Genomic DNA, 12,664 nt, shown 5'->3' on the forward strand with positions numbered 1-12,664 from the left:
ACGGCTGGATCAGGCGGAGGCGGCTTGCGCGTCCTCCGCCTGCAGCAATTGCTCGTAGAGCCGCGCATATTCCATATGCATGTTGCGGAGCGCCGGTGTGGCCGATTGCGCTGCCAACTGGCGATTGCGGTCGCGTCGCTGCTCGAAATAGGCGCGGCCGAAATTTGCTTCCAGATCCATGAAATACCTCCCTCGATTGACCCTCCAATGGGCGGGGCGCCAACAGGTTGCGGGCAGCGCAGCGGCTTGCGGTGGACGGGGGTGAAACAGGGGCGGGTGGCGCGATGCCGCCATCCATCTTTGCGCTTGATGCTGGCGGGCTTTGGTCGCTAGGTCAGGGGCTTGGGGCAATGATGATCCGGCCATACGCGGCCCGGACATCGATCGCCCAGGGGGATTTGCATCGCATGTTGAAGACTGTCCGGGCATCGGCCATGGCCACCACCATCCTGTTGTCGCTGGCTGCCGCGCCGGCGCTTGCCGAGCAGGTGGTCGTCACTGCGGACCATATGGTCGATGTGCTGGCCGGCAAGACGGTCGATCATCCGGCCATCTTCATCACCGATGGTCGCATTACCGGCATTGCCGACGCGCGCACCGTGCGCTGGGGCAGCGACGTCCGCCATATCGACCTGTCGGGCAAGACCATCCTGCCGGGCCTGATCGACATGCACGTCCATTTGACCAGCCTGGCGGAAGTGGGCGGCTATCAGGGGCTCCGCTACACCGACAGTTTCTGGACCGCTGTGGGCGTCAAGAATGCGCGGATCACGCTGAAGGCCGGTTTTACCACGGTGCGCAATGTCGGGTCGGCCGATTTCGCCGATGTGGGCCTCAAACAGGCGATCGAGGAGGGGCAGATTGTCGGGCCGCGGATCATCCCGGCCGGCTATGCGATCGGCGCGACTGGCGGCCATTGCGATGGCGGCGGCCTGCCGCCCTCGATGGACCGCAAGGAGCCTTCGGTGGTCGACAGCCCGCAGGAAGGCCGCGCCAAGGTGCGCTGGCTGCACAAATATGGCGCGCGCGTGATCAAGATCTGTGCGACCGGCGGCGTCTTCTCGCTGGGCGACGCGGTTGGCGCCCAGCAACTGAGCTTTGACGAGATGAAGGCGATCGCCGACGAGGCGCATATGCTGGGCCTCAAGGTCGCGGCGCACGCCCATGGCAATGACGGCATCCGCACCGCGATCGAGGCGGGGATCGATACGATCGAACATTGCAGTCTGGCCGATGACGAGACGATCAAGCTGGCGGCCAGCAAGAAGACCTGGTTCGACATGGATATCTATAATGACGATTATATCCTGGCGACCGGCACGGCCAACGGCACCGAGCAGGAAAGCCTGGACAAGGAAAAGCTGATCGGGCGTCTCCAGCGCGAAACCTTCCGCAAGGCGGTGAAGGCGGGCGTGCCGATGCTGTTCGGCACTGATGCCGGCGTCTATCCCCATGGCGACAATGGCAAGCAGTTCGCCAAGATGGTCGAATGGGGTATGACGCCGATGCAGGCGATCCGGGCGGCGACCGTCAGCGGCGCCAAGGCGCTGGGCTGGGAAGCCGATGTCGGCGCGATCGCGGTCGGCCGCTATGGCGACATCGTTGCAGTGCAGGGTGATCCTCTCAAGGATGTGACGTTGCTGCAGCATGTCAGCGACGTGGTGAAGGGCGGCGAACTGGTGGAGTGATCCGCCGTTGCCGGTTCACGATCGGCGTGAACCGGCTTTCGCTGCGATCAGCGCACGGCCTTCAGGCCTGCCACGATCATCTGGGCGGCGCGCCGGGCCGACGCCTCCGGGCTGAGATTGGGGCGCGACAGGCTGCGATGGCCCAGGCCGAACATGCAGGCCAGGATCATCTCCTCCGCGCCGTCCAGCGCTTCGCCCGAAAGCTCCGGGTTGGCGGCGCAGGCAAAGTCGCGAATATCGTCGCGGAAACGGCCGCACATGGTGCCGATCATCTCGCCGACCGTCGGATTGCGGAAGCTCTCGGCCAGGATGTCGAACGACAGCGCCTCATCCTTTTCGTCAATGACGTGCAGCATCAGTTGCTCGAACGTATCGTCGATGCTCAACTCGCCACTGTCGAGTCGTTTGCGCAGGATATCGACGTCCTCCGCCCACTGGTCGGCGTCGGCATGGACGATAGCCTCGATGATATCTTCCTTTCCTTTGAAAAGCCGATATATTTGCCCCACTGATACCTGTGCGGCGGAAGCGAGTTCGGCCATGGACGTCTGGTGGAAACCATGGCTGTTGAACAGGTCTCGCGCCGCTGCAAGTACACGGTCGCGACTGCTTTTTTCATGCTGCGCTGCAACCATTTTACCCTCGGAAAATTGTTTTTCTCTTGAATTCCCTCTGACAGCTTCTTAGGTGCGCGGCAAGCGGAATGAACGTTCATTCCGGTCCTGCGATATTTATCGGATTGGGAAAATTGATGCAAAAGGGGAACTTCTTCGGATTGCTGGCCTGTGTTTCGGCCCTTGCGCTGAGCGCTTGCGGTCAGGAAGCGCCGCCCGCACCGCCGCCGCCGAGCGTGGGCGTGGTGACGCTCAAGACCGAGTCGGCACCGTTGCTGAACGAACTGCCGGGCCGCATCTCGGCCTTTGAAACGGCCGAAGTCCGGCCGCAGATCAGCGGCGTGATCCGTCGTCGCCTGTTTACCGAAGGCGGTAATGTCCAGGCCGGGCAATTGCTCTACGAGATTGAGGACGCGCCCTATCGCGCGGCGCTCGCCCAGGCTCAGGGCTCGCTGGCCAATGCCCAGGCGGCGATCCGCTCGACCGGGCTGCAGGCCCAGCGCTACAAGGATCTGGTCGGCATCAATGCGGTGTCGAAGCAGGAATATGATGACGCGGCGGCTGCGGCCCAGCAGGCTCGCGCCAATGTTGCGGCGCAGCAGGGCGCGGTGCAGGCAGCGCAGGTGAACCAGAATTTCACCCGCATCCGCGCGCCGATTTCGGGCCGTATCGGCCGTTCTCTGCTGACGCCGGGCGCACTGGTTCAGACCGGTCAGGCCGATCCGCTGACCACCATCCAGCGCACCGACCGCGTCTATGTCGACGTGACCCAGTCGGCCGCGCAGATCATCGACCTCAAGCAGGCGATGAAGGCTGGCGGCATCAGCGAGGCGCAGGGCGCCCGCATCCAGCTGATCCTGCCCAATGGCAGCGTCTATCCGGGTGAAGGCCGCTTGCAGTTTGCCGATGTGACGGTGGATTCCAGCTCGGGCGCGGTCACGCTGCGCGCGATCTTCCCCAACGCCGACGGCCTGTTGCTGCCGGGCATGTATGTCCGCGCCAAGCTGATCGAGGGTGAGCGCACCCAGGCGATCCTGGCCCCGCAGCAGGGCATTTCGCGCGACGCGCGCGGCCGGGCTACGGCGATGGTCGTGGGCAAGGACAACAAGGTCGAGATGCGCCAAGTCACCGTCGACCGCGCGATCGGCGACAAGTGGATCGTCACCAGCGGCCTGAAGCCGGGCGATCAGTTGATCGTCGAGGGGCTGGTCAATCTGCGCCCCGGCACGGTGGTGAAGCCCGGTGCGCCGCAGCAGGTGACTGCGCCTGAAGGCGGCGCGAAGCCGGCCGCTGCACAAGGCGCGTCGAACGCGGGCGAGGCGCACTAAGCCATGGCCCGCTATTTTATCGACAGGCCCATCTTCGCATGGGTCATCGCCATCGTCATCATGCTGGCGGGCCTGCTCGCGATCCGGTCGCTGCCGGTCGCGCAGTTCCCGGAAATCGCCCCGCCGGCGGTGACGATCCAGACCACCTATCCCGGTGCCAACGCCCAGACGCTGGAAAGCACGACGACGCAGATCATCGAGCAACAGCTCAAGGGCATCGACAATCTGCGCTATTTCTCGTCCACCAGCGACGGTTCGGGCAATCTGAACATCACCCTGACCTTCGAGCAGGGCACCGATCCTGACATCGCGCAGGTGCAGGTGCAGAACAAGCTGTCGCAGGCGACCCCCCTGTTGCCGCAGGAAGTGCAGCAGCAGGGCCTGCGCGTGGGCAAGTCCACGTCCAGCTTCCTGCTCATCATGGCCGCCTATTCCGACGACGGCATCCATGACCAGGAGGACGCGGCGGACTTCATCGCGTCCAGCCTCCAGGATCCGCTGAGCCGCGTCACCGGCGTCGGCGATACCCAGCTGTTCGGTTCGCAATATGCGATGCGCATCTGGCTCGACCCCTATAAGATGGCCAATCTGGGCGTGACCACCGGCGACGTGAAGTCGGCGATCACCGCGCAGAACGCCCAGGTGTCGGCCGGCCAGATCGGTGGTTCGCCTTCGCCCAAGGGCCAGGCGCTCAACGCCACCGTTACCGCCCAGTCGCGCCTGCGCACGCCGGAGGAATTCCAGAATATCCGCCTGCGCAGCAACAGCGACGGTTCGGTCGTGCTGATGAAGGATGTCGCCAAGGTCGAACTGGGCGCGGAAACCTATGGTTTCGGCGTGAAGTTCAACGGCCATCCGGCATCGGGCTTCGGCATCAAGCTGGCACCGGGCGCCAACGCGCTCGACACGGTGGAAGCGGTCAAGGCGCGCGTCGACCAGCTGTCGAAGAATTTCCCCAGCTGGGTCAAATATGACTTCCCGGTCGACAACTCGACCTTCGTCAAGCTGTCGGTGGAGCAGGTGGTCCATACCCTGTTCGAAGCCGTGCTGCTGGTGTTCGTCGTCATGTTCCTGTTCCTGCAGAACTGGCGTGCGACGCTGATCCCGACGATCGCGGTGCCGGTGGTTCTGCTGGGCGCACTGGCGATCCTCAGCGCAGCCGGCTTCACCATCAACACCCTGACGCTGTTCGGCATGGTGCTGGCGATCGGCCTGCTGGTCGACGACGCGATCGTCGTCGTCGAGAATGTCGAACGTCTGATCCAGGATGAAGGGCTCAGCCCCAAGGAAGCGGCCAAGAAGTCGATGGACGAGATCAGCGGCGCGCTGATCGGCATCGGCCTGGTGCTGTCGGCGGTGTTCCTGCCGATGGCCTTCTTCGGCGGCTCGACCGGCGTCATCTTCCGCCAGTTCTCGATCACCATCGTGTCGTCGATGATCCTGTCGGTGCTGGTCGCGTTGATCCTGACCCCGGCGCTCTGCGCCACCATCCTCAAGCCCGCCTCGCACGGGCATAGCTGGAACGGGCCGATCGGTTCGATCCTTGGCCGCTTCTTCGACTGGTTCAACCGGACCTTCGACAAGGGCGTGGTGCGCTATGGCAAGGGCGTCGAGAAGGTCGAGCGCAGCTGGGTTCGGACCATGCTTGTCTATGGCCTGGTGGTGGTCGGCATGGCCTTCATCTTCCTGCGCCTGCCCAGCGGCTTCCTGCCGGACGAGGACCAGGGCATCATCATCAACCAGGTGTCGCTGCCCGCGGGCACGACGCTGGAAGAGACCGAGCGGGCCCTCGCCCGGATGCGCGACCATTATCTGGTCGACGAGAAGAAGAATGTCTCGGCCGTGTTCACGGTCGCCGGCTTCGGCTTCGTGGGCCAGGGCCAGAATGTCGGCATCGTCTTTGCCCGCATGAAGGACTGGCATGAACGGTCGGGTGCGGACAACCGCGTCCCCGCGATCGCCCTGCGCGCCAATATGGCGTTCCAGAAGATCTCGTCGGGCATGGCCTTCGCCTTCGTGCCGCCGGCCGTGCAGGAACTGGGCAACGCGTCCGGTTTCGACTTCCAGCTGCTCGATCAGGCCAATCTTGGTCATGAGAAGCTGCTGGAAGCCCGCAACCAGTTGCTGGGCATGGCGATGGGCGACAAGCGCCTGGCGCAGGTCCGTCCCAATGGCCTGGAAGATACGCCGCAGCTGAAGCTGAATGTGGATCACGCCGCAGCCGGTGCGCTGGGCATCGCCCAGTCGGACGTCAATGACACGATCAGTACCAATCTGGGCGGATCCTATGTCAACGACTTCATCGACCGCGACCGCGTGAAGCGCGTCTATGTCCAGGCGGATGCACCGTTCCGTACCTCGGCCGACGCGATCAACGCCTATCATGTGCGTGGCAGCACGGGCGTGATGGCGCCGCTCTCCGCCTTCTCCACCACGGAATGGGTCCAAGGCCCGGCCCGTCTGGAACGCTATAATGGCGTGCCGTCGATGAACATCCAGGGCGCTCCGGCACCCGGCGTGTCGAGCGGTACGGCGATGCAGGCGATGGAAGAGTTCGCGGCCAAGCTGCCGGCCGGTATCGGCTATGCCTGGAACGGCATTTCCTATGAGGAGCAGACCTCCGGTGGACAGGCGCCCTATGTCTATGCGCTCTCGATGCTGATCGTCTTCCTCTGCCTGGCTGCGCTGTATGAAAGCTGGTCGGTGCCGATCGCGGTCATGCTGGTCGTGCCCTTGGGCGTGCTCGGCGCGGTGATCGCGGCGACGCTGGCGGGCCTCAACAACGACATCTATCTGCAGGTGGGTCTGATTACGACCATCGGCGTGTCGGCGAAGAACGCGATCCTGATCGTGGAATTCGCCGAAGAGAAGATGCGCGAAGGGCTGCCGCCCGCCAAGGCGGCGCTGGAAGCGGGCAAGCTGCGTCTGCGGCCGATCCTGATGACCAGCTTCGCCTTCATCTTCGGCGTGCTGCCGCTGGCCGTGTCCAAGGGCGCGGGCGCGGGTGGCCAGAATGCCATCGGCTGGGCCGTGGTCGGCGGCATGTTGTCCGCCACCGTCCTCGCCATCTTCTTCGTGCCGGTCTTCTTCACCGTGGTGAAGCGGTTGTTCCGCGAACATCATGAAGGGGAAGAACAGCGTAACGCCGACGGCGAAACGCCGAACGCACCGCAGGAGGCATAAGAATGTTGCGTAATATCAAAGCAATGTCGGTCGCCTCTCTGGCGCTGACGCTGGCCGCCTGTGACATGGCGCCCAAATATGCCCGCCCCGAACTGCCGGTGCCGCAGGCCAGCCCCCAGGGGCCGGCCTATGCGGCCGCGGCGGACGGCGGCGCGGCGATCGTGCCGGCCGATACCGCCTGGCGCGATTTCTTCACCGACCCGCGTCTGGTGCGGGTGATCGAGACGAGCCTCGCCAACAATCGCGACCTGCGCATTGCGGTCGCCAATGTCGAACAGGCACGGGCGCAATATAAGGTGCAGCGGGCCGATCTGCTGCCGACCGTCGGGGCCACCGGCACCGCGACCTATTCGGAACAGCCGCTGGTCCAGTTCGGCCAGAGCCAGCGCCTCAACACCGATGTCTATCAGGCGCAGGTCGGCATCTCGTCCTGGGAAATCGACCTGTTCGGCCGGGTGCGGAACCTGACCAAGGCGGCGCAGGAGCAATATTTCGCCTCGGTCGAAAACCGCAACGCGGCCCAGACCGCATTGGTGGCGGAAGTGGCGACGGCCTGGGTGAACATGGCCGCCGATCAGGAATTGCTGTCGATCGCGCGCACGCTGGCGACCGCGTTCAAGGAGACGCTGGACCTCAACAAGGCGCGCTTCGACAAGGGCATCGCGTCCGAACTGGAAGTGCGCGAGGCACAGACCAGCTATGACCAGGCGCGCGCCGCCATCGCCAGCGCCACCACGCTGGTCGCGCAGGACCAGAATGCGCTGAACCTGCTGGCGGGCACGACGCTCGGCAGCGAGGATCTGCCGTCGGCCCTGCCGGAAGGTCATGTCACGCTCGACAATCTGCCGGCGGAACTGCCCTCGACCCTGTTGCTGCGTCGGCCCGACATCGCGTCGGCCGAGCATCAGCTGATCGCGGCCAACGCCAATATCGGTGCGGCGCGGGCGGCCTTCTTCCCGCAGCTGTCGCTGACGGCGGCTCTGGGCACGGTCAGCCTTGGCCTGTCCGGCCTGTTCGCGTCGGGCAGCGATAGCTGGTCGGTGGCGCCCAGTGCGACCCTGCCGATCTTCGACTTCGGCCGGAACAAGGGCAATCTGCGTTACGCCAGGGCGACCTATGACGCGATGCTCGCCACTTATGAAAAGAGCGTGCAGACCGGCTTCCGCGAAGTCGCCGATGCGCTCGCCCGGCGTGGCACGATGACCGATCAGGTCGAGGCGCAGACCTCGCAGCGGGATGCTGCGCGCAAGGCCTATGACCTGACGCAGGCCCGCTTCCGTGCGGGTGTCGACGGCTTCCTGCCGACCCTGGTGTCGCAGCGGACCCTGTCGAGCGCGGAACAGAGCCTGGTATCGACCCGGCTGGCACGGCTCACCAACATGATCGAGCTGTATCGTGCCATGGGTGGCGGCCTGAAATGATGCGGCCTGCCGCTTGCGGACTTTGATCGCAAGCGGCAGGAAGCGGGGGCGGGGATCATCGCCTATCTCCAGCGATGACGCATGGAGGATGACGATGACCCTGGCCTGTATGATGATGCCCTCGCCGGTGGGCGACCTGACGCTGGTCGCGAGTGACGAAGGATTGATGGCGGTCCTGTGGCACGACGATGATCCCGCCCGCGTCCGCCTGGGCGCCCGCTCCGAAGCGACCGACCACCCGGTGCTGCGCGACGCGACTTCCCAGCTATCGGAATATTTCGCCGGCCAGCGGCAGCATTTCTCCGTCCCGCTGCATTTTCAGGGCACGGATTTCCAGCGCCAAGTCTGGGCTGCGCTGCTCGACATACCGTTCGGCGAGACGCGCAGCTATGCCGACATCGCCCGCGCCATTGGTCGCCCGACCGCGACCCGTGCCGTCGGCGCCGCCAATGGTCGCAACCCGATCTCGATCATCGCGCCCTGTCACCGGGTGGTGGGCAGCAACGGCGCGCTCACCGGCTTTGCCGGCGGGGTGGAAACCAAGAAATATCTGCTCGATCTGGAGCAGGGCGGGGACAATCTTTTTTCGTTCGCGCCAATGCCGCTTGCCGATGCCGGAGCGAGATCGGTTTAGGCGCCTCGTCATCATGCGTTGATCGCATCACGGCTCAGAAATCGACCAATCGGCGCCAGCGTTCCGTAACGCTAAAATAGGAAACTGCGCGTCAGCCGGCCGATCTATGCGAGGTTTGGTGCACCCGACATGAAAGCAATGGGCACTCAAATCATTGGGAAATTTCCGTATCGCTAGTGGAATGAGTGCCGCTTTGCGCCGGAGTGGCTACCATACGGTGTCAGTATACAGGATCCCGAAAGCCGCCTCTGGCTCATTGGGTTGGCATGCGCTTGGACGTGCTAACTTTTGGGACTTTCCCGCCGTTCTCGTTCGATCCGTTAAATGTCAGTTCTAGCCGAAACCCGCTATCTCTTACTTGGACAGCTGCCAGCGCGATTAAGCCTTTTGCGGCTTTGCTGCATCGGGCATCTCGGCAAGAGGGCGGACGCTGTTCCATCCTGAGGATATGACAGCGTCCGTGTCGAACTACATATTGCGGGCGGCTTCGCGTCAGTTCGCACTCGGCGCGACGGACACATGGCCAAGCGCAGCGGCCAAGCCCTTCGCGAGCCTCTGCGCGTCATCATTCGCCCAGAAGTGCATGAAGAACATGCGCGGCTCATCATTGAGCATGTGGTTGTGGAGCGCCGTCACCTCGATGCCGTTCTCGCGAAGGGCGCGCAGCACAGGATTGACCTCGGAAGCGGCCAGGACGAAGTCGCCCGTGATTGCAGCCTTGCCACCGCCCGTCGGCTGGAAGTTGATCGCGATGGCTGATCCCATGGCAGGCGGGAGCGCCATGCCGCCATCGCGCGGCGCTTCGGCACGGGGGATGCCGAAGGCGTACACACCGCCGCCGATCTTGCCCTTGCGTCCCATGATCTTGTCGATAGCCGCCGTGTCCAGATCGATCGTATCAGCCGGTGCTGGAGCCGGTGCTAGTGCCGCCGTCAGGGGCGTCTGGCTCAGCGCCAGCGCGTCGTGGAGAATTTTGCCGAGTTTCGCCGGATCTCCAGTGGCGCCGATATGCATATACATGGTGTGCGGCGTGTTGCGCAGCAGGTGATTATGGAGGGCCGTGATCTCGAAGCCGTTGGAGACGAGCTTCGCCATCACCGGATTGACCTCGGTATCGGTCAGCACGAGGTCGCCCATCACCATGACCTCGCCACTGCCATGGCTCATGAAGGCAAGCCATGAGCCAAGCGCCAGCGCAGGCTTGATGCCCACGCCGTCCAGCGTCACCTTCAGGTCACTGCGCGGCAGCGCGATGCGATAGACGCCTCCAGGCATCTCCGTCCCGGCCTTGCCGAAGGATGTGGCGATCGCCTGCTCCCACGGTTCGGCTGCATAGGCGGGGGCACTCAGCGCAAACAGGCCGAGCAGGCTCAACAAACGCATGGACTTCATTAGGGTCTCCTCTCGAAAGGTCGACGTCAGGAAATAAGGCCAAGCATGTAGATCGCGATGCCGGCGGCGGAGGTGGCTGCCAGCGTTGGTATCATGCCAATCTTGAAGCGAAACACCGCCACAGCGGCGGCGGCGGCCAAAACCAGGGCTGGCAGGTGCAGCGAAGTCAGGACCGGCAGATCGAAGGAGATCGCGCCAAGGTCGATCCTGCGAACTTCGCGGAACAGCGCGTGGATGGCGAACCAGAGGGCGAGATTCAGGATGACACCGACGACCGCTGCCGTGATCGCACCGAGCGAAGCGGACAGCGCTGGATTGCCCCGCAGCCGTTCGACGAAGGGGGCGCCTGCGAAGATCCACAGGAAGCACGGGACGAACGTCACCCAGGTCGTGAGAATGGCGCCCAGCGTCGCTGCGATCAGAGGATGCAAGGCGCCTGATTCCCGGAAGGCGGCAAGGAAGCCCACGAACTGGGTCACCATAATGAGGGGACCCGGCGTGCTCTCCGCCAGGCCGAGGCCGTCGAGCATCTCCCCCGGCTGGAGCCAGCTATAGGTGCCGACGGCCTCCTGTCCGACATAAGCCAGCACGGCATAGGCCCCGCCAAAGGTCACGACTGCCATCTGGCTGAAGAAGGTAGCGATTCGGGAATAGACATCGTCCGGACCGAAGATGGCAAGCAACAGTCCGACCGGGGCGAGCCAGAGGACCAGAAGTGCGCCGGAGATTTTCAACGACCAGCCCAGGTCGGGGCGGGCATGAGCAGGCAGGCCCTCGCCGAGTGCGGTATCACGGTCATGAACGATATTGCCGTCCGCGGGTCCGTGTCCTCCACCACCTTTGAACGCGGGCAGTCTCATGCGTCCACCGATGTATCCGGCGAGCGCGGCGGACAGGACGATCACGGGAAAAGGGGCATCGAGGAAGAAGATGGCCACGAAGGCCGCAGCCGCGATCCCACGCATCACATTATTCTTGAGCGCGCGGGAGCCAACGCGAACCACCGCCTGGATCACCACCGCCAGCACCGCCGCCTTCAGGCCGAAGAACAGCCCCATGATCACCGGCGAATGTCCAAGCAGCACGTAGAGATAGCTGAGGGCGAGGATGGAGATGAAGCCCGGCAAGACGAACAGCGCGCCAGCGACCAGCCCACCCTTGGTCTTGTGCAGCAGCCAGCCAATATAGGCGGCAAGTTGCTGTGCCTCCGGGCCGGGCAGGAGCATGCAGTAGTTCAGGGCATGAAGAAAACGCTCCTCCCCGATCCACCGCTTCTCGTCGACAAGGATGCGGTGCATCACCGCGATCTGCCCAGCGGGACCGCCGAAACTGAGCGAGGCGATGCGCGCCCAGACCTTCACCGCCTCGCCGAACGGGATGCCATGATCCTTTGCAGCGGCATCCGGCAGCTCCTGGGTATCGGTCGTTATCGCGGTCATCGCTCGGCCTTTCGCGAACTGAAATAGGCGTGGAACTGGTTGAGAGCGTCACCGGCACTGGCGATGCGCTGGAGGTCATCGTCGGTTGACGCGCAGACGCCCGACAGCATCGCCCCAAGGCCGGGTGTCTCCGGTCGCCCATATTTGCCGTCGCCGATGTCGAGATCGTGGATGATTTCCCCGATGGCGGTGAGACCGGGGTCACCCGTCAGCTCTGCGCGTGCCAGCAGCGTTTCGAAGCTGCACCAATCCCCCTCATGGGTGAATTCGGCATCGACCATGTCGAAGCGCAATTCGCCCTCCTGCGGTTGATGGGTCTTCGCATCCACGAACCTGAAGCTGGCTTGCGGATCGATGAAGCGCCGGATCAGCCACGCGCAGGCGATGCGGTCGACGTGGACGCCCCGCCGCGTGACCCAGACGCGGTTCCGGAGATCGGCGGGAGAGAGCTGCGCCTGTTCGCACGTGCGGCCAACATCTGGATGCGCGTAGCGCTTTTCATCCAACTCCCGCATCGCGGCTTCGGCCGCTTGTCGCCCATGGGCATCGAAGAAGTCCAGCTTGACGATCTCAGCGAGGCGCCGCTGCAGCTTGCCAATGTCGGCACCGGAAGGCGGACCCGTATCAAGCAGCGAGCGCGCCGCCTGAGCAAGTTCCTCATAATCGCTGTCGCGGGCAGTATCGAACAGAGCGCGCAGATCCGCGTCGTTCTGCCCCTCGATCATCCGCGCCTCAATGAGCACGGCCTCTCCGCCGCTTGAGATAATCTCGGCGAGGAGGTCGCGAAAGGCGCTCTCCGTCCCCTCCCGGCGAGGCAGGACGTGGACGGCATTCTTGAGCGGCACGGCGCCGATCGCCTGTAGTCGCCGCCAGATCTTCACTCGCAGATAAGGAGGCTTGGCCGGAAGCTGGTGAAGCAGGGCCAGCCAGAATTCTGATGCGTCATCGCTATTCATATCGCATAT

Annotated in this window: 10 protein-coding genes; 5 read left to right on the plus strand and 5 right to left on the minus strand. The window is 64.0% G+C overall.

All coding sequences use genetic code 11. The features are described from left to right. Positions 1–9: 9 nt before the first annotated feature. Entirely contained in the window at positions 10–180 is a 171-nt protein-coding gene (locus BRX37_RS26715) for a hypothetical protein (RefSeq protein WP_164522445.1), read from the minus strand. A gap of 227 nt (positions 181–407) precedes the next feature. Here BRX37_RS26715 and BRX37_RS10140 point away from each other — a divergent pair, with 227 nt between their 5' ends. Beyond that, positions 408–1,688, plus strand: coding sequence for a Xaa-Pro dipeptidase (locus BRX37_RS10140; protein WP_164522446.1), 1,281 nt, complete (start codon positions 408–410; stop codon positions 1,686–1,688). Between the two features lie 47 nt (positions 1,689–1,735). Here BRX37_RS10140 and BRX37_RS10145 read toward each other — a convergent pair whose 3' ends face one another. After that, a complete protein-coding gene (locus BRX37_RS10145) occupies positions 1,736–2,230 on the minus strand; it encodes a TetR/AcrR family transcriptional regulator (protein WP_234831892.1) in 495 nt (164 codons plus the stop codon). Between the two features lie 209 nt (positions 2,231–2,439). Between BRX37_RS10145 and BRX37_RS10150 the strand changes: the two genes are divergently transcribed. The 4 genes from BRX37_RS10150 (at position 2,440) to BRX37_RS10165 (ending at position 8,868) form a co-directional block, all read left to right on the plus strand. Continuing rightward, complete coding sequence (locus BRX37_RS10150) at positions 2,440–3,630, plus strand: efflux RND transporter periplasmic adaptor subunit (RefSeq protein ID WP_048938183.1); 1,191 nt, start codon at positions 2,440–2,442, stop codon at positions 3,628–3,630. 3 nt (positions 3,631–3,633) lie between these two features. Next, complete coding sequence (locus tag BRX37_RS10155) at positions 3,634–6,813, plus strand: efflux RND transporter permease subunit (RefSeq protein WP_125986710.1); 3,180 nt, start codon at positions 3,634–3,636, stop codon at positions 6,811–6,813. Positions 6,814–6,815: 2 nt separating this feature from the next. Then, complete coding sequence (locus tag BRX37_RS10160) at positions 6,816–8,234, plus strand: efflux transporter outer membrane subunit (protein WP_206434144.1); 1,419 nt, start codon at positions 6,816–6,818, stop codon at positions 8,232–8,234. 94 nt (positions 8,235–8,328) lie between these two features. After that, entirely contained in the window at positions 8,329–8,868 is a 540-nt protein-coding gene (locus tag BRX37_RS10165) for a methylated-DNA--[protein]-cysteine S-methyltransferase (protein ID WP_125986712.1), read from the plus strand. Between the two features lie 492 nt (positions 8,869–9,360). Here BRX37_RS10165 and BRX37_RS10170 read toward each other — a convergent pair whose 3' ends face one another. Genes BRX37_RS10170 through BRX37_RS10180 form a run of 3 tightly spaced genes read right to left on the minus strand, consistent with a single transcriptional unit; the run spans position 9,361 to position 12,655 of the window. Beyond that, positions 9,361–10,260, minus strand: coding sequence for a DUF1259 domain-containing protein (locus tag BRX37_RS10170; protein WP_206434145.1), 900 nt, complete (start codon positions 10,258–10,260; stop codon positions 9,361–9,363). A 26-nt stretch (positions 10,261–10,286) separates the two neighbouring features. Continuing rightward, complete coding sequence (chrA, locus tag BRX37_RS10175; RefSeq protein WP_125986714.1) at positions 10,287–11,699, minus strand: chromate efflux transporter; 1,413 nt, start codon at positions 11,697–11,699, stop codon at positions 10,287–10,289. After that, positions 11,696–12,655, minus strand: a complete 960-nt coding sequence (locus tag BRX37_RS10180) for a chromate resistance protein ChrB domain-containing protein (RefSeq protein ID WP_125986715.1) — start codon at positions 12,653–12,655, stop codon at positions 11,696–11,698. The genes chrA and BRX37_RS10180 overlap by 4 nt, the downstream gene beginning before the upstream one ends. Between the last annotated feature and the right edge of the window lie 9 nt (positions 12,656–12,664).

Origin of the sequence: Sphingomonas sp. S-NIH.Pt3_0716 (assembly GCF_003950715.1) — a bacterium.
In the GTDB taxonomy this organism is placed as follows: Bacteria; Pseudomonadota; Alphaproteobacteria; order Sphingomonadales; family Sphingomonadaceae; genus Sphingobium; species Sphingobium yanoikuyae_A.